The 21,375-nt window shown below is 55.3% G+C and carries 18 protein-coding genes and 1 pseudogene; 3 read left to right on the top strand and 16 right to left on the bottom strand.

The features are described from left to right. Window positions 1-494: 494 nt before the first annotated feature. Window positions 495-770, bottom strand: coding sequence for a hypothetical protein (locus EF096_RS18980; protein ID WP_123891327.1), 276 nt, complete (start codon window positions 768-770; stop codon window positions 495-497). 198 nt (window positions 771-968) lie between these two features. On the opposite strand from EF096_RS18980, the gene EF096_RS18975 reads away from it, so the two are divergent. Continuing rightward, complete coding sequence (locus tag EF096_RS18975; RefSeq protein WP_123891326.1) at window positions 969-1,175, top strand: hypothetical protein; 207 nt, start codon at window positions 969-971, stop codon at window positions 1,173-1,175. Between the two features lie 224 nt (window positions 1,176-1,399). On the opposite strand, the gene EF096_RS18970 is transcribed toward EF096_RS18975, so the two are convergent. From EF096_RS18970 to EF096_RS18945, 6 genes are all read right to left on the bottom strand, one after another. Beyond that, the gene (locus tag EF096_RS18970) at window positions 1,400-2,287 is read right to left on the bottom strand and encodes a recombination directionality factor (RefSeq protein WP_123891325.1); all 888 of its coding nucleotides are present in this window, start codon (window positions 2,285-2,287) and stop codon (window positions 1,400-1,402) included. 60 nt (window positions 2,288-2,347) lie between these two features. Beyond that, window positions 2,348-3,349 carry a YqaJ viral recombinase family nuclease gene (locus tag EF096_RS18965; RefSeq protein ID WP_123891324.1) on the bottom strand — a complete coding sequence of 334 codons (1,002 nt, stop codon included), beginning with the start codon at window positions 3,347-3,349 and terminating at the stop codon, window positions 2,348-2,350. An 87-nt stretch (window positions 3,350-3,436) separates the two neighbouring features. Continuing rightward, window positions 3,437-4,399, bottom strand: coding sequence for a DUF932 domain-containing protein (locus EF096_RS18960; RefSeq protein WP_123891323.1), 963 nt, complete (start codon window positions 4,397-4,399; stop codon window positions 3,437-3,439). Between the two features lie 4 nt (window positions 4,400-4,403). Further along, complete coding sequence (locus EF096_RS18955) at window positions 4,404-4,772, bottom strand: hypothetical protein (RefSeq protein WP_123891322.1); 369 nt, start codon at window positions 4,770-4,772, stop codon at window positions 4,404-4,406. A gap of 319 nt (window positions 4,773-5,091) precedes the next feature. Further along, window positions 5,092-5,610, bottom strand: coding sequence for a TolC family protein (locus EF096_RS18950; RefSeq protein WP_008169850.1), 519 nt, complete (start codon window positions 5,608-5,610; stop codon window positions 5,092-5,094). 353 nt (window positions 5,611-5,963) lie between these two features. Further along, window positions 5,964-7,289 carry an IS1182 family transposase gene (locus EF096_RS18945; RefSeq protein ID WP_053113971.1) on the bottom strand — a complete coding sequence of 442 codons (1,326 nt, stop codon included), beginning with the start codon at window positions 7,287-7,289 and terminating at the stop codon, window positions 5,964-5,966. 383 nt (window positions 7,290-7,672) lie between these two features. Between EF096_RS18945 and EF096_RS18940 the strand changes: the two genes are divergently transcribed. Together EF096_RS18940 and EF096_RS18935 are read left to right on the top strand one after the other, a co-directional pair. Continuing rightward, a complete protein-coding gene (locus EF096_RS18940) occupies window positions 7,673-8,344 on the top strand; it encodes a response regulator transcription factor (RefSeq protein ID WP_123891321.1) in 672 nt (223 codons plus the stop codon). Window positions 8,345-8,373: 29 nt separating this feature from the next. After that, window positions 8,374-9,696, top strand: coding sequence for an ATP-binding protein (locus EF096_RS18935; RefSeq protein WP_123891320.1), 1,323 nt, complete (start codon window positions 8,374-8,376; stop codon window positions 9,694-9,696). A gap of 75 nt (window positions 9,697-9,771) precedes the next feature. Here the strand turns inward: EF096_RS18935 and EF096_RS18930 are convergent, their stop codons facing one another. From EF096_RS18930 to ltrA, 9 genes and pseudogenes are all read right to left on the bottom strand, one after another. Next, on the bottom strand, window positions 9,772-11,268 hold the full coding sequence (locus EF096_RS18930; protein WP_123891319.1) for an ArnT family glycosyltransferase: 1,497 nt from the start codon (window positions 11,266-11,268) through the stop codon (window positions 9,772-9,774). Continuing rightward, the gene (locus tag EF096_RS18925; protein ID WP_008169859.1) at window positions 11,252-12,280 is read right to left on the bottom strand and encodes a glycosyltransferase family 2 protein; all 1,029 of its coding nucleotides are present in this window, start codon (window positions 12,278-12,280) and stop codon (window positions 11,252-11,254) included. The genes EF096_RS18930 and EF096_RS18925 overlap by 17 nt, the downstream gene beginning before the upstream one ends. Then, window positions 12,264-12,653 carry a GtrA family protein gene (locus EF096_RS18920; protein WP_039881780.1) on the bottom strand — a complete coding sequence of 130 codons (390 nt, stop codon included), beginning with the start codon at window positions 12,651-12,653 and terminating at the stop codon, window positions 12,264-12,266. Before EF096_RS18920 ends, EF096_RS18925 begins: the two co-directional genes overlap by 17 nt. A gap of 218 nt (window positions 12,654-12,871) precedes the next feature. Then, a complete protein-coding gene (locus EF096_RS18915) occupies window positions 12,872-16,069 on the bottom strand; it encodes an efflux RND transporter permease subunit (RefSeq protein ID WP_123891318.1) in 3,198 nt (1,065 codons plus the stop codon). A gap of 14 nt (window positions 16,070-16,083) precedes the next feature. Next, complete coding sequence (locus tag EF096_RS18910; protein WP_123891317.1) at window positions 16,084-17,349, bottom strand: efflux RND transporter periplasmic adaptor subunit; 1,266 nt, start codon at window positions 17,347-17,349, stop codon at window positions 16,084-16,086. A gap of 21 nt (window positions 17,350-17,370) precedes the next feature. Continuing rightward, the gene (locus EF096_RS18905) at window positions 17,371-18,510 is read right to left on the bottom strand and encodes a TolC family protein (RefSeq protein ID WP_218565809.1); all 1,140 of its coding nucleotides are present in this window, start codon (window positions 18,508-18,510) and stop codon (window positions 17,371-17,373) included. A gap of 285 nt (window positions 18,511-18,795) precedes the next feature. After that, window positions 18,796-19,152 (bottom strand): P-II family nitrogen regulator, encoded by a 357-nt coding sequence (locus EF096_RS18900; RefSeq protein ID WP_035561679.1) that lies wholly within the window; start codon window positions 19,150-19,152, stop codon window positions 18,796-18,798. A 17-nt stretch (window positions 19,153-19,169) separates the two neighbouring features. Continuing rightward, window positions 19,170-19,304: pseudogene (locus EF096_RS21025) on the bottom strand (efflux RND transporter permease subunit); the annotation flags it as partial. Between the two features lie 11 nt (window positions 19,305-19,315). Next, the gene (gene ltrA / locus EF096_RS20485) at window positions 19,316-20,695 is read right to left on the bottom strand and encodes a group II intron reverse transcriptase/maturase (protein ID WP_162097306.1); all 1,380 of its coding nucleotides are present in this window, start codon (window positions 20,693-20,695) and stop codon (window positions 19,316-19,318) included. Window positions 20,696-21,375: the final 680 nt, after the last annotated feature.

Raw genomic sequence — 21,375 nt, 5'->3', positions numbered from 1 at the left:
ATTACATTGAGATGTTTTATAACCCAAGGCGCCGGCACGGCACGAGTGGTGACCTGTCACCGGTCGAGTACGAAAAGCGTCATTACCAGAGTCTGGCGAGTGTCTAGAATACTGGGGGCGATTCACATTTACATCAGGCATAAGCCGCTTCCTCCCTGTATAGCTCTCAAAGTCGTTCCCGATCAGTCAGCAATTGCTGCATGGCAGCTTAAAGCCGCGCACTTTACTTTGCGTCCAACTTTCCGACGCCAGAAATGCTTGTGAGGCTACCATATTCCGGGCAGCCGCTGACTCTCAACCCCGACAGGCTATCCTTTTTACAGTTGACTCCATCTCCTGCAGAGCTCTCTTCTTGCTGGGAGTCGATGGAATCACGACCATCTCCGGAGACTCTGGAGGCAGCAATTTCCCATGTTTTCTACCCTGCTTGAATCTCCAGCCATGGCGAACCAGATGTTTCGCAAACCGATTAATATCCTTATCTGATGAGAACTTCATTCGGCACCTCCGGTTTCACCGGCATACCGAGCCACAAACCGATCAGCATCAAAGCTGACCTGTTCAAAAGCCTTCGCTACACCAACATCAAGGATGGGCTGGCTGCATTGGTAACCAGCGTCACATGGCGAGTTCTGGAAAAAGCGACCTTGAGGATCAACCATGATGTAGGATTCAACCATGTCCGGGTTGTCCTCAACTACCGCAATTCTGCGATGACGCTGCTGATGGCGTTCAACGAAAGATCCGAACTGCTCATCACTGACTGTCATAGATTGATCAATTACCGGCAGTGCTCTAAGGATCTTCCACCTATCCGGTCGCAGTAGCGTTACCAGATCCGAGAAATCATCCCGCCAGTTCACCCTGCTTACCACCGTATTGAGCTTGATTGTCGGGTTCCGCTCTCTGATCGCCTCAACAGAACTCTGTAGCTGTCTGATATCCAGAAACTTGCGGTTTACGCGGGCATGAAACCGGCCGAATTCCATGCTAAAGCGTGTGAAAAATACAAGCTGCTATTGCTTCGCTATGGTAGCGCGGAGTGGCCAGTTGAAAGCATTCCAGATACTCAAGAGATGATTGACGGTACCATCGAGTACTTTTGGCATAACCTATATCAGCCATACCAAGGCTATGACAGGTTGAGCCGCGATCCGGTGGACACCTCTCAGTGAAATAAAACCGCCTTTTGTCTAGATTTGCGACCATTCCGCCTAACGGAGCGAAACCAATGCCCCTCTGCGGCAGCCATTCCGGTAGAAAAACGCTTAGGCCAACTCAATGGGTATTTGCTGGTTCATAAATCCAGTTTCATGTCCTGGGCAGCACTGATTTAAACAAAAAAACAAATTCACCAGTACACTGACGAGTGACCCCCAAAAGGGCCACTCGTCAGTCTCTATCCTGCTACCGAGTGCTGAGACTCCAAATTTTTCCTGAATTTAGAGGCTACTACCGAACTGTCGGTAGAACGCTCGACTGGAGCTGCCGGATAAAACTCCTCCACAACTTCAGTCATCTCGTCCTCATCATACTCAAACAACGCATTCCCAAACCCCTTGGCAGCCGCCGCATCCAGCGCGGCTTGGTCAATGCCCTCCTCTGCCACCTTGTTGGCTGTTTCTTTTGCCTCCGCTACCGCTTCCTGCAATGACACCCCTTCCTTGATCACCAAATCCACATAGAAAATGGGCGTCCGTCGGCTCTGCGTCGTGCTTTTGCCCCGTAGCTTCAGTTCCAGCGGCATGTAGGCCAGCAAACCGCCAGACACCGCCTGGTAATAGCTCAGTCGGGCCGCAAGTGTCCGGATGCTGTTGTAACCCGTCGTGCGGAAGATGAAGGTGCCGAGATCATTGTCGTCACCGATCTTCACGTTCAGACGGCCGTAGGGCTTGCACAGGCCACCTTTGCCGAACTCGCACAGCGTTGGCCCAGGGCACGGTAATGACTGGACACCGGATTGCGTCAGGCGCTTGCAGGCATCGCCGTTCCCGACACACATGGGCCGACCACTTTTGCGGTCGAACATGGTGTATTCAGCGCGCAGGTTGAGGTCTGCCTCGTTGAACAGCATGCGTACCGGAATGGTTCGCAGCTTGTTGTTGGGTGCGTCCTTTCTCAGCTCCTCATCCAGCGGGTGCAGTACCCAGCCATCCTTTTCCTGGATCTGGGAGGTGATGGTGAATTGATTGTCTTTCTGTGGCAGCCGAATGCCGTTCTTCTCAACGACTCGACCAATACTGATGCGCCCCAACACGGGAGGCGTGATGGCTAACCCTTTAATCATGATGATTCTCCTGAAAAAAGGCCACGGGGCACTCGTTACACCCGCGTGGCCAAGGGGACATTAGGCATGGATCAGAAACCGGCGACTGCCCGGCTTGGTGAGGGGATACTGCTCCAGCAATTCCGGCTGGTCTTTCAGTAGTTGTTTGGCGTTGAGCCCCACGGAATCCCTGCTCCGTTTCCAGCTCACGCTGCCACCCGGGAACGTGGCCTTGGAGGCCTCGCCCATGTGGCTTTGAATGCGCTGCTTCAGGTGAGATTCCGTGGACTTGAGAGTTTCCATTTCAGATCGAATCGCCAGCAGTTCGCTGAAGGCATCGGACAGTTCCTTGCTCTCGCTGAAATCCAGGGTCTCGCCCTGGTCCTCGGGGTAGAGGTGGCGCAGCGCACGTTCTGCCGACGCCGTGCCATCCACCGGGGGTGGCGTATCCGCTTCCACGTAATCCCAGAACTGGCGTTCCAGTGTGATCAACGCTTCGATTAGCTCTTCGTTTCGCTCGATTCGGAAGATCTTGAGTGACTGGCCACACAGCAACACACAGACATCCGCAGCCTGCTTGCCAGTGACGGCCAGTTGGTGCTGTACCTGGCACTGGATGTAGTCCGGCACACCATCCTTCCAGAGGCGTGCCCCGAACTCTCCAGCGGTCTTGCATTCCAGAACTTGCACTTCATCGTCGGCCACTACTGAATAATCCAGGTTGGCCAACATCCAGTGCTTGTCCGGATCAGGATGCTGCAGCACCGCATTCACTCGCCGGACCTTACGGCCGGTCTGTCGGCTGTACTGTTCAGCCACAATAGGTTCCAGAATATGCCCCCAGTAGACCGGTGATTCCGGATCATCCGAGTCCGGCTTTGGCATACCGGCATCTCTGCCGGTTTTGACCATCCAGAGCTCCAACTGAGACTGGTATGGGTTCATGCCCACCGCTGCCGCAGCATCACTGCTGCCGATGCCTTGTTTACGGACCTTCAGCCATTCGTCACGGCTTAGGCCTTTGGTTGAAACCAGCCGCAGTGCTGGCCGTTGCTTGGGAAGTGCGTTTGCGCTCATGCCCATGGTGTTTTCCTTCAGACAGAAAAAAAGCCCACCAGAGCACGAGGCTCCGGTGGGCTTTATGGCGGTTTTAGGGTTTTGAGATAGAAGTCAGGCCACAAGTGACATGGCCTGCTCGAGTGCGCGGTTTTTGATGGAAGCGCCATTACCGAACCAGGCGGAATCCAGCCGATGGTCAACGGTTTTGGCGCGGCGTTGATGGTCAATGAACTCGGTAACTGCGTTCAGCAATCCATAGGCAGTGCCGTCCGACGATGCCAATGTGGCGCCCATGCCCTCCCCTTCATACAAGGACAGGGCCTTGGCCATGGACCGTTCGTTGGTTTTGCCAACACCGGTACCAGAATCGTCGGTGAACACCTTCAGGAAGTAATTCCTGGCCTCAGTGGTTTTCACCTTCCGCTCGCTCAGGGTTTTCAGGCGGTACATGAAATCGTCCCAGGCGGAAACGGAAATACCGAGCTGCTTCTTCACCAGGTCCGCATCGAACGCCGTGTTGTGCTTCACCTTCACGGCATTGGCTGTGGAATCCTTCAAGGCCACAGCCAGGGTGTTGTTACACACCACCCGAATACTGGTGAATTGAGCCGTCGTGGCCATGGTGCCATCACAGGCCGTGGCCAACAGTATGTAAGCGTTGGTTTGATCATTGCCCTTCAGCACACCGGATTGGCCGGTGCGGGCCAGCGCCCACATTTTCCGGCCCCCTTTCAGCACGCCCGCTGTTTCCAGTTCAAAGCCGGAAACCTCCGTGAGATCCCGGTAGAACTCCAGGATCTCTTCGGGCTGAACCACCTTGAAGCGGTTACCGACGACCGACAGCGGCGCTTTCGTATCCGAGCGATACAGCACTTTGGAGTCCGGGTAGGACAGAATCTCACCCAGCGGGCTTCCGGCATTAGTCACGTAGCGAACGGGGCTTTCCTGGATCTGCCAGTCGAGGCCAGCCTGCCTAGCCCAAACTTCTAGTGGTTGGTTGGAGGTGAGTTCATTCCCCAGACCATGCCAAGGGGTTTGGCCAACGTAGGCCATTTGCTCGATCAGATGAGCCATGGGGTTACTCCTTAGGGAATTTTGAGGTGGGGTTATCGGTGGTCTCGTCTTCCGGGTCAGGTTCGATGCTGAACGAATGACCACACTCCAGGCAGCGGTAATTATCAAGCACGACTTCATCGAGCACATCGCCCAGGATGATGCCAGCGGAGACACCGGTGACACCGCCCAGCAAACCGCCGATCACCGCACCACCGATACCACTCACCGGGCCAGCCATCGCTCCAACGACAGCACCTGTTCGAGCACCTACAATTGCGGAGGCGTAGCCGCCATACACGCCAGCGGCAGCACCGACCACGCCAGCCGCCTTTTTTCCGTAGTTGTTCCTGCCAATCCGGGTGGACAGGCATCTGGGGCATTGTTCGGACATTGGAATTACCTCTGTGAATTGGGAGGGAAGGCACCGTTGGTGCCTTGGTTCACAGAGGTGATATAGGTTTGAGATTAGTTCGAATAACGATGCCTGGCAGGGCCGCACCGAGGCGGATGAACTGATGATCCTGAACCTGGGACACCACTCCAGACCGCGCCCATTGTATTGCCCTGGTGGCCACATTGGTCGCAAAGCGAACCTTCAGGAAGGTTCATGAGTTTTGGTCCAAGTGGTTTGGTCGAGTCTTCGGGCATTTTGAAGGGAACTTTCTGGTGCTATCCAAAATGCCCGAAGACTTGACCATTGAATTACCTCTTTAATTTAACGCATTGATAGTACGCACCGGTATCAGGGCTTCGTACCCGGCCGAGGCACCATATAGATCACGGATCACCCCAGCTCGACGGAGTTTGGCCCCAGTAAGCTGTCTTGCGCTATTTATCGCGTCCTCCAGTCTGCCAGTGCCACTGGCCAGCTCGTTCAGACTGGCTTCCCAGTGCGCGCGCTGGTTTGGCAAGTGTCGCTCGTTGAGGATGTTCAGTCGACCATGGCCGGCCTCAACGCTTGCCCTCAGTTTAGCTATCGAGGCCCGCCATTCCCGCTGGGCCTGAGTGGCCAGCCATCGTTTTTGTGATGCTTCGGCAGTCGCCTTTCGAACGGCGCTGTGCTGGCGCTGCCCACTAAATGGGATCCGAACGCCAATGCCGACGACCCAACGTTTTCTCTCGTCAGCCCACAGGCTGTTATAGCCGGCATTAGCTGTGAACGTAGGTCGACGATCGACTTCGGCAACATCCAGCCGCGCGCGCCTCGGCTTCCCTCGCCTCGGCTGCACGAATCAGCGGATGATCTGGTTCCAACTGTCCATCGGCGAACAGAAGCGTTTCAGATGGCGCCATCAGTTGCAAACTGGCCCCCGTCGGACGACGCCCAAGCAGAGGAATCAGGTCGCTGGCTAGCCCGGCCTTTTCCGCTTGCAGCTCTACTAGTCTGGCATCTAGGAGTCTGCGCGGCAGAAACGTTTTGAGCCCTCGTTTCCGCCAGACCGGATCATTGTCTGGCCGGAAGGAGTGTTCGCGATATCGGATCGGCTCCATCATCGCTTTCGATCCAGCCAGTTAACCGGTTAAAAGGGGCATCGCAGGGCCCCAGCTGTACCTACCGTGAGCCAAAGGCTGCCTCAGCGACTTATGCCAGCCTCATCAGTGAACTCATGCGCCTGAGATTGAGCGACAGACAGACAAGATCCCATTCACCCTGCACCGCCTGAAGGCCCCGCAAGCCGAACTGCCGGAAGCCCAGGACATTCTTGATCCAGCCATTCACCGCCTCAACCATGTGCTTGCGCTGAGCGTAGACTGCTCGCCCCTCCGCCGTGGTAAGCTTCTCCTCCATGCGGGCCGTCGCCGGGTACCGGCTCGCGTTTATATCTCCGGTTTTTTTGCCTTCCCGGCGCAGCGAGACGTAGCCATCTATGCCTTTTGTCTCCAATGCCTGCAAGTCTTCCTCTTTGCGATAACCCGCATCAGCCAGACATTGGCCCGGGTAACTTCCCAGAGTTTCTTTTACCTCGCCCAGCAGCGGCACCAGACAGCCGTTATCACTGGGGTTGTTACCCTGGCGGTTGCCCACGATGATCTGGAACTCGCCATCCACGGCCAGTTGGCCGTTATAGCATTGCTGGAACCCATCATTCGTTTTCATGATCCGGCTTTGGGGGTCGGTAAAGTTACTCTGAGCCTTGTCCTCCGGAACTCCATAATCTCTCTTGAAGTTCCGGCCACCCTTGGGTGAGCGGCGATCATCGTCTGGATGCCGGCCTTTGGCCTCATCTTGCGTTTTTTGATCCGCTTCCAGTTTCTCCTTCGCTGCCCGGATCTTGTCCAGCCGCCCCTGACGGTGCTGAAGCTCTTCGGGTAACTCGTCGCCCCGCTGATCCGGGCCAAACTGTTGGTCTTCCGATTCATCCACACGGCGAGCCTGGCCACAAAGCTCATCAACCTCTTTTGACAGACGGGCTTCTTCCTCCCGCATGCGGTCATAGCTCATGGCCTTGTGCTTACTGGCGTTGGCCCGGACCTTGGTGCCATCAATCGCCAGCGTACCGAGAGTAACCAATTCCGCTTCCTGGGCGATCCGGACCACCTGAATAAATACGGCCTTGAACGCAGCCAGGTGTTGCTTGCGAAAATCGCAGATAGTGCGGTGTCTGGGGAAATTGCCAGCCGCCAGGACCCGAAGGGCGACATCTTCTTCCAACTTCCGGGCGATCTTTCGTGATGAAAACACGCCGGTCGCGTACGCATAGATCAACACCTTCAACATCATCCGCGGATCGAAAGGCGAGTTGCGCCGACCGCTCCCTTCATACCGGGCGTAGAAGGCACTCAGATCCAGTTCCTCGACCACGTCACTGATGAAATAGGCCAGATGCCCTTCGGGCAGCCACTCGTTCAGGCTCGGGGGAAGAAGCAGTTCCTGATCAGGTGAATAGGGGCGGAAGGTGGTTCCCATCGGATTCTCCGGTGCTGAAGAATTTTTACGTATTATGCCAGAAGGTGGCTCCTGCCGCGCAGACTCCTAGCATAGGCCGGTAACAAACTGTCGAAACCGGCAAGAAGTCCCATTGTGGCAGCTCCTTGTATAAGGCGGCGCCTGGACACACCTGCATAGAAATGTCTATCGCTCATAGGTTGCTCCTAAAACCATGTATATACAGCTTCTCGCGTTCGTGGCTCGATTGTTGACGCTACCCGGTGCAACTGAAATCAAACTGAAAAGTCGACCGGTAACCCCCCATTTTTAACGGGTTGCTGTTTTTCTGGGGAGTTGCCGTTACTGGTACAATCCATGGCAGACTGGCGAAACTTTCCCACCTCGAAAAACGGCGCTTACAAATGAAAATTCTGATTGTTGAAGACAATGCTGTACTTGCCAAAAAAATATCGGACTGGCTTGCGCAGGCGCACTACACAGTAGATATCGCCAAAACCGGCAAAGAAGCGGACTCGTTGATTGAAACAAGCTCCTACCAGGCCGTTATTCTCGATATCGGACTGCCCGATGAAAATGGACTTTCTTTAATGCAAAGATGGAGAAAAAACGGGAAAAAAGAGGCCATCCTTATTCTGACCGCACGCTCCAACTGGACTGAGAGAGTAGAAGGGTTGAACGCGGGTGCCGACGATTACCTTCCCAAACCGTTTGAGTTTGATGAACTGAAAGCCCGGCTCAGTGCGATTATCCGCAGAAAGGACGGCAGAACGACAGACCAGATCAGCGTCGACGGATTTCATCTCAACGCCACCTACCGAACGCTTACCACGCCCGACCAGAAAGAGTTCAGACTGACAGCTACGGAATTCCGCCTTTTACAGTGTTTCCTCCGTTCACCGGACCGAGTGTTTTCCCAGGACGAACTGGTTGAATCCCTCTACAACATAGAAAGATGCCCCACCAGAAATGTCGTTCAGGTTTACATAACCCGGCTTAGAAAAATAATAGGGGTCAATAAAATAAAAACATTGCGTGGCCAGGGCTACTACTTCGAAAAAGATCCTAACCGCTGAACGCCCGAGTGAACCAACCAGGTTAAAATATGTCTGCTCCGAAAAGTATCCGCAGAACAGCCATTCAGTATGGTGCTGTTTTCAGCCTCGTATATTTTACTCTGATATTCTTTTCACACACCTACGTGATAAAGCAACTATCGGACGAGTCCAGGAAGCAACACCTGAACAAAGAGCTGGGAAACTTTCAGGCAATCATTGAGGCTGAATCCCCCACAACCGACGACCTCAGCAACATGATCAATCAGTTTGAAATGCTTCTGGGGCATGCCATCGTCATCGAAACGGCTAGCGGAAGCGTCCTGGCGAGCCCGAACTTTGACCAGAGCCAACTGCAGGGCGCTGCAGAGAAGCCCGAGGGTTTCATCCACATAGCGCAGGGTGCGAACACGCTTTTCGGGCTCAAACGCATTTTCTCCGCCAGTGAAAAACTGGCCTCAATCAGCGTTCTTGAAACCGAGGGGGCGCTCTCTGAACGACCGCTGAAGGCTCACCTGACATTGCTCGGCGCCTCGGCCGTTCTTCTCGCGATACTGCTGGCCCTGATTGGAACCACTACACATCTGACGTTAAAGCCCATCAGTAAGATAAAAGAGGACCTGAGACGGCTCCAATCCGGGAAACAAAGTCGCCTGAACCCTCACGTACCGGAAGAGTTTCGTCCGCTGATCCGCCAGCTCAATGATTTGCTTGAGCTGTCAAACCGTCGTCTGGACCGCCACCGCCGCCTGAACTCCGACCTCTCTCACCTGGTCAAAACCTCCATTTCTGCCAATCTTGCCATTCTGTCGGATATCGATGCCTTGCCTCCGTCCCGGGGGGATATTGTATTCATGGCCTCTAACTTGCGGGAGCTTGACAAATCCCTGAACTACAGGATGAGCAAGGCAGACATATCAGGCAGACAGATGGGACGAACGTGCATGCCGGTTGAAATCACGGCAAGTGTCATCACCGTCATGGAAAAAATATTCCCTGATACGGTTTTCCGCCTCCACACCACCTTACCCGAAAACTTCAATTGGCCTATGGAGCGGCAGGATCTTTCAGAGCTGCTTGGCAATTTACTCGAAAATGGTGGGAAGTGGTGCCAGACAACCGTCGACGTTACAATCGTCCGCACGTCATCAGGACTCTCCATAGAAGTAACGGACGATGGCCCCGGAATTTCTCCCGAGGCGGCAGCCACTGTCATGGACAGGGGCACCAGGCTGGATGAAACGGTCGCCGGATTTGGACTCGGATTGTCCATCGTGTCCGAGATTGTCGAAGACAACCTCGGACACCTGGAAATCGGATCCTCGAAAAACGGAGGAGCCAGGATTCTGATTTTACTGCCATTTCCGGACTAGATCACTGCCAAAAGGCCAGCCATCTTGAAAATCCGGCCTTCAAAGACTCAGTTTTAGCAGTAATCAGCTGCGTCATTAATCATTCTTCGAGTTTAATTCAGAATCAACGGGGTCATTCTGGCTGTCTGTTGGCGGAAGATCGATCGAGAATAGCTGGTACCGTTCGTTCTCCCCCAACTTCTGAGCGTCAGTGGCCCGCGGACCAAGAACCTCATCGACCGCATGGTTTGGAATTACTGCAAAGACCCTGGCGTACCCGTCAGCTTCCAGCAGACTGTTGAATTCTGTGGAGATGATTTCCACAGCGTCGCCCAACGAATAAAAACGTGCCGAAAATGGCATCTCACCAATGTAGAAGATCGGACTGTCCCCCGCTTGATGGATGCTCTCATACCGGCTTATCAATTGTTTCTCGGTTTTTAGTGGAATGACTCCGCTCACACTGATGAACACAACAAGGGTAATGAGAACGGGCACAAGCAATACAGCCCCCGACCTGACTCTGGACCAGGCACCTAGATCGAGCTTCGACACCCATCCGGCAATCAGAATGGCCGAGAACGGAAGAGAAGGAAGTATGTACGTCCAAAGCGTGTTGCCTGCCAGGGTGAAGAACAGCATTGGCGTTATCGCACAAAACAACAGATACAGCGTTGAGGCGTCTTGAACAGCACCAGTGAATATATCCTTTGTTTTGCCTCGCGCCGCCGCAAGGCCAAAGCCAACCAAGCCAATGATACCCCAGGGGAATGAAGCCCAAAGCCAGAATATCCAGATCATGCCCTTGGGCCGGTCATGGGCACTACCGTACAAATCGCCGGCCCACCCGGGGTCCAGAAACCGGCTAAAGTGTTCGCCAATGATGAAATAGTTGAGGAACCCTGGCGTTTTCAATTCAGCGAGCACGTACCATGGCACGGCAATCGCCAGTGTCAGAAGTGAGCCAAGAAGCCAGGGTAATTTTTTCAACGGCTGTAACCGCTGCCTGAAAATAGCAGCCCATAGCACCAGGGGGATAACGGTCAGTACAACAGCCAACGGTCCCTTTGACAACAAACCGATGGCCAGGCCCATGAAAAACCACCAGCGCCAATAGTCAGAGCGCCCTGAAAGCACAAACCACACGCTCACCAAGGAGAGGGTCGTTCCAAATACCAGGAACGTATCCGTCATGACTGCGCCGGCACTGATATAGGTGAGTACCATCGTGGAAAGCACAAGAGTAGACCATCGAGCGACCGCAGCACCGCGCGCATGATTTGCAAGGCACCACGTCAGCCATACGATTCCAATCGTGGCGAACCATGCCGGTAGCCGCAGAGAAAATTCAGACAGTCCAAATATTTTTATAGAGGCAGCCTGAGCCCAGAACGACAGTGGAGGTTTCCCCCAGAACGGAACGCCGGGTTCAAACCAGGGCGTTATCCAGTCCCCGGTTTCAGCCATTAAACGAGCGATTTCAGCGTATCGGGGCTCCGTTGTATCCACGAAAGGAAACAGCGTCATTCCGATAAAGCGACTGAACAATACGGCAGCCAGTACCCAGAACCAGGGCTCAAATCGCTTTAGCATTCTTGACGCCTCTGAAGTTGCTGATTTGGTCTCGGCTTGATACCTCTTTGTTCTCGACCACTTCTTCGGTCAGATACAGTGGTCGCTGTTTCGATTCGATGTAGGTTTTGCCCACATACTCACCAACGATACCAACGCTCACCAGTTGTATGCCGCCCAGAAAACTGATGAGGGCGATTAACGATGGGTAGCCGTCAGTCGGATCGCCGAGCATTATTGCCTTCGCTACAATCCAGACACCGAACAATCCACCAACGGAGGCGGCCAGCAAGCCGACAAGCGTTGCCCATCTGAGAGGTGACACTGAGAAGGAAGTCAGGCCTTCAAGGGCCAGGCCGACCAGGCCCGGGTAGTCCCACTTACTCTCGCCAGCCACTCTCAATGCCCGGTCGTATTCGATGATCGTCGTTGGCATACCAACCCAGGCAAAGAGTCCCTTCATGTAGCGGTTGCGCTCTCCTAACCGGAGAAGGGCATCAACTGCCCGCCTGCTCATCAATCGGAAATCACCCGTGTCGACCGGGATTTCAGTGCGACTGGTCTTATTCAGCAAGCGATAGAAAAGGTGCGCACTCCAGCGCTTGAGAAAACTCTCGCCTACACGTGATCGACGTTGCATCAGAACGACATCAAAGCCGGACTTCCAACTCCTGACCATCTCGGGAATGTATTCAGGTGGATCCTGAAGGTCCGCATCCAGAACGATCACCGCATCCCCCTTGGCATGCTCCAGCCCTGCTGTTACCGCTGCCTCTTTGCCAAAGTTGCGGCTTAGCTTGACGAGACGGATGCTCGATTTCCTTTTAATGAAAGTCCTAACAAATTCGGCACTGCCATCCTCGCTACCATCGTCCACAACCACGATCTCCGAGCGAATATCGAGGCTCGCAAGGATCGGCAATACATGCTCAAAGAATAGGGGAAGCATCGAACGCTCATTGAACACCGGAACCACCAGGGAAAGCAGCTCTGATTCATTCGGCGCACGGGAAGTCTCAAGAGGTTTGTTCATGAAACACCAGCCTTTGGTAGACAACATAGTTAAATACAGCGACAGCCGCAGTGGTTAGAAGCTGAGCAGGCACAACAGAGATTTCAAACAGTTGATGCAGGACTAAAAAGATCAGAACGTTCAGGAGAGCTGCGAGTGAACAGGAAAAGGCATATCGCCAGATGGCCTGGATGTGTGGGCGTGCGTTTGGAAAGGCCAAAGTTCGCTGCAACCAGTAGTTGGTAACCGCTCCTACAACGCTTCCAGAAAAGGTGGCTGCTACGGGGGCCATGCCAAGCAGAACCAGGCCGGACATGGCCGCCCAATGGAAAAGGGTTGCCATTCCTCCGGCGGCAATAAATCCACTTATTCTTTTAAAGGGAACCTTCTTCATCCTGGCCGACACACCCGTGGCTAACCATCGTGCCCGATGTTTCAACAACAATTCCGGAAATGGTGAACATTGACTCTTCAGAAACATCGGGCACCAGAATCACAGTCACAGCCTTCTTTCTAGGAGCAAAGTTCAACAGCAAGACCCTCGTCTCCGTTAAAACGGGCGGAATTACACTTCCATGCATGTAACCGCAACTATGCATTTCCGCCTCACATCTACCGCTGAATATCACCCACCTTGGCTCTCGAAAAGCGACCGAACAGAACCGGCAAAACAAACAGCGTCAGGAAAGTTGCGGTGATAAGGCCGCCAACAATCACGCTGGCCAGTGGCTTCTGGATTTCAGCACCCACGCCCGTCGACAACAGCATCGGTATCAAACCGAGCGCCGAGGTTATTGCTGTCATCAAGACAGGACGTAAACGGGAGACGGCACCTTCAAACACCGCGGTATCCACGTTCAACCCATCCTGTATTCGCTGATTGATGCTTTCGACCATAACGACCCCGTTAAGCACCGCCACACCAAACAGTGTGATAAATCCAACGGAACTGGGCACTGAAAGATACTGGCCGGAGACCCAGAGCGAAAAGACACCACCAATTACGGCAAGCGGCACGTTGACCAGAATCAACAGCGCTTGACCAACCGAACTGAAAGCGAAGTAGAGCAACAGCGCAATCAGCCCCAGAGATACAGGTACCACAATGGTCAATCGTTTCTGAGCTCGCTGCTGGTTTTCGAACTGACCACCAATATCCACCGAATAGCCGGGGGGAAGGTTCACTTCTGACGCGATAACATCCTGAATATCGGCAACCACACTGCCCATATCACGACCCTGCACATTGGACTGAATGACCACACGGCGCTGAACGTCGTCGCGGCGCACCTGGGGCGGGCCGGACTCAATAGACACATCGGCCACATCGCCGAGTCTCACCCAGGCTCCGGACGGTGCCTGTAACCTGAGATCAGCAATGGCATCCCGGTCTTCGCGGAAACGTTTGGCCAGGCGCACATAGATATCGTACCGCTCATTTCCGTTGATGATCTGGCCCGCGGCGGCACCACCCAGTCCGTCCCGGACGACACTCATCACATCCGACACGGCGAGTCCGTACCGGGAGAGTGCCTGACGGTCTGGCTGAACCACCAACTGCGCTTCACCGGCAATCTGCTCCATGGCCACGTCCCGGGTTCCCTGAACTGTTCGGACCGCCGCTTCGATCTGCTGGCCTTTCTCCGCCAGCACCTTGAGATCCGGGCCAAAGAGTTTGATGGCCAACTGCGCGCGGACACCTGACAACAGTTCATCAACCCGGGTCCCGATAGGCTGAGAAAAGTTAAACAGTAGCCCCGGGTGCTGTTCGAGCTTCTCCTCAAACAGGGCCTGCAATGCATAGCGGTTACTGGCGCTGGTCCACTCGGCTGTTGGCTTAAGGCCGATATAGATCTCGATGTTGTTCACAGGCTCCGGATCGCCGCCTATTTCCGCCCGCCCCGCCCGGGACAGCGCGTAGGTCACTTCTGGAAATTCCATCAGCATGGCTTCCAGTTTTGGCGCCACTTCAAGCGCCGTATCAAGGCTTGATGAAGGGGCCAGGGTCACCCGGAGGTTAATCGTTCCCTCTTCCAGTTCAGGCACGAACTCCGTGCCGAGTCGTGGCACAACCAGCGCCGCCAGCACAACAAGAACAGCCGCCGCGCCAACAACCACGCGGCTATGCTTCAGTGACCAGGCAAGCCCCATGCGATAGAGCTTTTCCAGGGGTTTTAGAATGAAGCTTTCCCGCTCCCGGATACCCTTACGGAACATGTATGACGCCAGCGCGGGTACAACCACCAGAGCGACGATCACCGCCGACACGATAGCCAGCATGATGCTGATTGCCATTGGCTGGAACAGCTTGGCTTCCACACCTTCAAAGCTGAACAGAGGCATGAAAACGACCAGGATAATCGCCGTCGCGAAAAAAATCGGCCGCGCCACTTCCCGGCCGGCTTCCTGGAGACGAAGGGCAATGCCATGATCATCGTGTGACGCGTCCAATGGATCGGGGTCATCTCCAGCCAACTCATCCCGATGGGCGTCATGCTCAGCATCAGGATGGGTCAGATGCTTGAACATGTTCTCAACCATAACAACAGAGCCATCCACCAGCATGCCGATTGCCACAGCAATACCGCCCAGAGACATCAGGTTGGCCGAGAGACCGAACCAGGCCATGATCATCAGGGCAATCCCGATGGAAATCGGTATTGAAAGCAGCACCAGCGTTGTTGCCCGCAGATTCATCAGGAACAGGGCAAGCACGATCGCAATAAACACAAAAGCCAACAGAAGCGCATTGGTCACCGTCTCTACGGCCTTGGTCACCAGATCCGCCTGGTTGTAATAGGGCTCAAAACGAACCCCACTCGGAAGCGCCTGATTTATGCGATCAATGCGGGCCTCGATGCCGTCGATGGTGGCTTTTGTGTTGGCCCCCATTCGTTTGAGTACAATGCCAGAAACCACTTCACCCAGTTGTTCAACCTGACCGGCTTCATCCTTCCGGGTCATGGTTACCGCACCCTGGCGAATTTCAGTGCCCAGCGCTACCTCGGCGACATCGTTCACTGTCACTGTAATGCCATCACTGGTTTTAACGGGCACCTGACGGATCTGCTCGAGCCCCTGCTCGCCATTACCCAGCCAGCCCATACCGCGAATAACCAACTGCTCCTGCCCGCGGCCCATATACCAGCCCCCAACATTGGAGTTGTTGTTCTCCAGGGCTTCCATGACATCGTTCTGTGATAAGTCATAGGACAGCATTCGCGCCGGGTTCAGGTTAACCTGGTACTGGCGGACCTCTCCGCCAAACGACAGGATTTCCGTAACCCCTTCAGCCGGTATCAGCAACAGTTTGACCAGCCAGTCGTGCAAGCTGCGCAATTCCATTGCGTCGTACCCCGAATCCGGGTCCGCTATCAGCAAGTACTGGTAGACCTGGCCAAGACCGGACGTATTCGGCCCCATTTCAGGCACCCCGACCCCGTCCGGAATCAGCTCCCGCGCGGCCTGCAACCGCTCGAAAACCAGTTGGCGCGCGAAATAGATATCCGTGCCCTCTTTAAAGACCACGGTGACACCAGACAACCCGGTTTTGGAGATGGACCGAACCTCCTCAACATCCGGCAACGCATACATCACCGCTTCAATGGGATAGGTGATCAGCTGCTCGACTTCCTCAGCCGCAAGTCCGGGCGCCTCTGTATTAACAGCGACCTGGACGTTTGTAACGTCGGGGAAAGCATCAAGATTCAGTTTTGGTATCTGAAACGCGGCCGTGGCGATAAGCACTGCAAGCGCAATAAGAACCAACAGGCGGTTCTGAACCGCCCAGTCGACAACTCGGTTGAACATAATGGCTCCCGGAATCAGTGGTTGTGCGGATCAAAGCCGCCTTTGGCAATCTCAGAGGCCACAAAAAATGCGCCCCGCAAAACGACTCGTTGGCCCGCAGCCAGGCCGGAAACCTCACGGAGCCCGCCAATTGAGCGGCCCAGTTCCACTTCCACGGGTTCATACTCGCCTTCGGCCTCTTCCACATAGACCGTCCAGTCGCCGTCCGCGCCACGCATCAATGCAGTCTCCGGCACGGCAAGCACCGGCTCGCTGGTCTTAAAACGAAAATACACATCTGCGAACATTCCTGGATGAAAACGATCTTCAGGATTGTCCAGCTCCAGCCTGACAATCCGCGTGCGGGTCACAGGATCAATGGTGTGGGCTTCCTGGGACACCGTTGCCACGCCCACACGACCCGCTGCCCTGACTTCGGCTTCCGCGCCCTTCTCTAGAACAATGTCGGAGCTTGCTGGCAGATGGGCTTCTACCCAAAGCTCACTCTCATCAGCAAGAGTCACCAGCGGCTGGCCAGCCTCAACTCTTTGTCCTTGCTCAAACTCATCGGTCAGTACTGCACCATCCACGCGAGCCCTGAGCATGTATTCACCGAGACTATCCACCCCGCTGGCCTTCAACGCACCAATGTCATCATCGTTCAGCCCGTAAGCAAGCAGAGTCGCCCTTGCTGCTTCAATGTTGGCTTTCGCTGTATTGAACCGCTGATCGCCAACCACGGAACGACCCAGCCCGCTGATTCGCTTCCATTCAGGAAAAGCTTTCCTGTAATCCGCCTGCGCCTGTGCCACCGTCTCACTGAACAGGGTTACCAGCGGCTGGCCCTTGGTTACGTGCTCACCCAGTTCCACGTGACGCCGCAGCACCACTGAGGCAACCCGGGGGGACACGTGATAGCTGGTATAGCCGTTGGTCAGCAGCTCACCGGGCGCGTAAATTTCATAGTCAACGCGCTTGCTTTCGAGGGTTGCTACTTCAATGCCGGCCAGATCTTTCTGTTTGGCATTGATGCTTGCGGTGGCCGCTTCTTCATGGCCACCGTTCTCGTCTTCGTGGCCGTGCCCCCCTTCCTCTTCATGATCACCTTCCTCCTCATGCTCACCTTCTTCACCATGATCTTCCTTATGCTCGCCCTCCTCACCGGTGACTTCCTGATGATCGTCGCCACTGGCAGCATGATCATGACCGGCTTCCTGATGAGCATCTTCCTCTGCCTGTACAAAAGAAAGTGGGGCTGTAAGCAACGTCAATGCGAATACTGAAATCAGAGCTTTTTTCATAATGAATATCCAGTTTCCAGACTATTGTTGGAAGGGGGTGATCAGTTCGCCAGACTGACTCAAGAGCTCAATCAGACCCAGCTGCGCCTGCTTTTCCAGTTCAATACCGGTTTTCAGGCTCTCCGCGCGCTGGCCCAGCGCCTGGAGATACTCAGAGGTGGAGAGGTCGCCGACCTGCCACTGCTTCTCAAGCAAATCAGCACTTCGCTGTACACGCCCCTGGGAGAGTTCTGTCCATCGGCTGAGTTGGGTGTCGTATCGCTTCCAGGCAGCTCGGGCGCCCGCCAGACCATACTGCTGCTTCCGATAAAGTGCCTGAAACCGAGCTTCGGCCTCTAATGATCGTCGGTTGGCAGCCTGGATTTCGGCACCGTAGTTATTACGGACATTCAGAGGGATCGAGAACGTCAGGCCAACCAGGTTCTCACCGCCATCACGCCCTCCGCTCAGCCCGACCGTGGGAGATGCCGCCGCTCTGCGACTGACCACCTCGGCTTCGCTCCGCAGCACCTGCCACCTCGCGCGGGCAGCAGCAATTGACGGATGATCCAGCAAATTGTCGTTATCGACCCTGGAAGCAAGAGCCGGCCAAATGTGCCCGGGGATCCCCCCATCCTGAGGCCGCCAATCCGGCAGAAGCTCTCTGACCCGGGCTTGCGCCTGATCAACCGCAGCCTTTGCCTGGGCGAGTTCACTGAGCTGCTGAGAAAGGCTTAAAAAAAGCAACTCTGCATCGGTACTCCCCAGGTCGCCCGCCTGCTGGCGTTGCTCAACCTGCTCCAGCAAGGCATCCAGACGGTGTTGCTGGGATTCCGCAATTTCTTCGGCACGCGTCGCCGCGCGCCACTCGACAAGCGCAAACAGCGACTCGGACGTTTGTGCCAAAACCGCCTCGTTCAAATCAGCTTCAGCGGAAAGCCTGATCAGCTTTGCCTTGTCCTTTAGCGCACCCTGTTGATCAGACCAATCGATCGTTTGTGATAGCCCTGCCTCAAAGTTGTTTTCACTGCCCGTTCTGTCTGCTCCAACAGACAGCTCCGGGTTATACAGCGGTTGTTCGCTTGCCTCAGCATCCGCATCCCGGGCTGCCGCCTGCTCTGTCGCCGCCATGACATCCGGATGCTTGCTTATCTGGCCAGTGAGCCAATTTGTCCAATTCACAGTCTCCGCTTGACCGAACAGAGGAATAGACAATAGTACTGAACACAGCAACGCCCTGGGCGAGTGCTTGCTTGCCTTCATCGACTTTCTCCCGAAGGGGTTGTTAGCCACAATTCATGGGGGCGAGACGCCCATGACAAGGTAGATAGAGGTGGAGATAGTAACTGAAAAGGTTGAAATGAACTTGAATTTGGAAGGCATTAGCTCAGGGAACTTGAAAGTGCTCCTCAATAAGGGCGGGGAGAAGCGGCATCGCGACTCATGGCCACGATGCCGCCATCCAATCTAGGAAAAGCGCTGGTTTGATGCCGGTTGAAGTGCGCTCTCGTCGGTCGCACCATCGTCGATACGAACAGCCCGAACCAGGCGGGATACAAGCACCTTACCGTCACCCGGGTGCCCTTCCTGGGTTCTGCCCGTTCTGACAATGAGTTCCACAACTTCACCAGCGACATCATCGGTCGCTACGTCTATTTCCAGCTTGACCATCTTCACTTTCTCCAGAGGCGACTCATCGCCGACCAGATGACCAAATTCGCCGAGAGACACGACAGCAATACTTGCCACCCCCTTAACTTTGGCCAGAGCATCAACCACATGCTCTGCCATCACTTCTCTGACATACGCTTTTATTTCATACATAAACCGTCTCCTGACTATCAGACTGAAACGTCACGACGTTCAGATGCAAACCACTGGTACACACTGGGCAACACCACCAGCGTCAGCAGCGTTGAAGTGATCAGACCGCCAACCACAACCGTTGCCAGTGGCCGTTGGACATTAGTTGCGGTAGGAATGCCTCTCACGAGGCACCCCCCGCACAGATCCGTACGTGCGGTATTACCGCATACGGCTCCTGCCTCGGGTGACGACGGCGAAACCGCTCGCTGGGCCAGGGGTGGAGGATACGCGGTAGCGGGAGCCAGGCATCGCGAAAGCGTTTGAAGCGTTCCCACGTCAAGCCCCGTGCTTTCTGGCTTCTGCGCCTCAACGCCTTGAACCAGGCGCGGCTGAGATGGTGCCAGAAAGCTCGAAGCGAGGCCAGATTGTATGGCACCGCGTGATAATTGTAGTACCCCTGGAGCACGGCGCACAGCCAACGAGCGGTCTCTGGAACCGGTCGATGCAGGCGCCGACGCAATTGCCTTTTCACTTGTTGCAGTTTAGCCCGTAAGCGCTTCGCGGCAGTCTGGCGCCGGATGGTGTACTTGCCTCGGCGTGTGCACGAGCAAATATGTGTCATACCCAGGAAGTCAAAGGTCTCCGGCTTGCCTGCGCCGCGCTGCTTACGGTTGATGTTGGCATAGCGGCCAAACTCCAGTAGCCGCGTCTTCTTCGGGTGCAGCGTCAGACCGAACCGATTGAGGCGTTGCGCCACGGCGGTGCGGAAAGCCTCCGCATCGTCGCGGCCTTGGAACCCCATAACGGTATCGTCGGCATAACGTACAATGACCACCCGTCCACGTGCGTGGTGTCTGCGCCACCAATCGGCCCATAGGTCAAACGCGTAGTGAAGGTAAATGTTGGCCAGCAACGGCGAGATGGCTGCGCCTTGAGGTGAGCCCTCGGCGAGATCGAGCCATTGCCCCTCATCGAAGGCGCCTACTCGCAACCATTTCTTGATCAGTCGCAGAATGCGCTTGTCGCCAATCCGGTGGCCAAGAAAGCGCATGAGCCAGTCGTGCTGGATGTGGTCGAAAAACCCCTGGATGTCCATATCCAGAACCCAGTTGACCGGTTGACTGGTCAGGCCGACCCAGAGCGCGTCCAGCGCATCGTGTTGGCTTCGCCCCGGCCGGAAGCCGTAGCTGAAGCCTTTAAAGTCGACCTCGTAAATGGCATTGAGCACCTCCACCAGTGCGCCCTGGACAACCTTGTCCTCCAGGGCAGAGACGCCCAGCAGTCTCTCACTGCCGTCCTCTTTGAGGATGCGTGCTCGTTTGACCGGCTGAGCCCGATAACTGCCCTCTTGTACACTCCGGTGCAGGTCCACGACCCGCTTCTCTGCAATCGGTGCGTAATCTTCCCACCGCACCCCGTCCACGCCTGGACTCGCATTGCGCTTGAGGCGCGCAAAGCTTCCTCTCAGGCACTCCGGCGTTAGGTGGTGCAGCAAGGCAGTAAACTGCAACGTCTTGTCCCTTCTTGCGGCTTCCCGTACACCGATCAGACCGCGCGACACGGCCCCTGGGCTCTGTGTCCCAGTCGTGGGCGCCTGAGCGGTGTTCCCCTTGGCCGAGCCCCTTCGCTCCACGAATTCCTCCGGCTTTTGGCGAGTTTGGTCTTGCTCTCGTTGATTGCCTTCGTTCATCCGCTTCTCCACTACTATGGGCTCGTCCGACTGCCCAACCGCGTTCATGCAGGTCGTTCGGGTCTTTCACCTTCACCTGCCGATCTGATGATGCACTACCCACACCACCAGATACGCGCTGGGCTCTCCCAGGTTCCGTGCATGCTGTATAGAGCTGCGTGCTCAGGGTCTATGACTCCGTGGGGCCCGGCCGGGACTTGCCATTTGCGCCTCGGCCAGTGTTGCCTTCCGTGAACGGGCATACCGTCGGCACCCCAAGGGCGAGAATTTTCGGAGCTCAATACCTGGCCCACAACAACCCCTGTCAACGCTTGCCCACTCCGGTTACCCGTCGCGGCCATGACTCGGGGCCAAGGCGGCTGACCAGCCTTACCTCGTAGCGCATTTCCAGCGCCACCAACATGCCAGATTAACCTGGCGCATCGCCCGGATTTCTCATGAGGGGATAAAAGAAAGCGGCTGAAAGTGCTATAGTTTCAGGACCTTACACCGTTCACCAAGCACCAACAGCCGCTATCCAAAATGGTACCTGAAAAACTGACCTTCTCGCC

Origin of the sequence: Pseudomonas neustonica (assembly GCF_003797945.1) — a bacterium.
GTDB lineage: Bacteria > Pseudomonadota > Gammaproteobacteria > Pseudomonadales > Pseudomonadaceae > Halopseudomonas > Halopseudomonas neustonica.
Note: the sequence above shows the minus strand (reverse complement) of the source record. Positions and strands in the feature narration are given on the sequence as shown.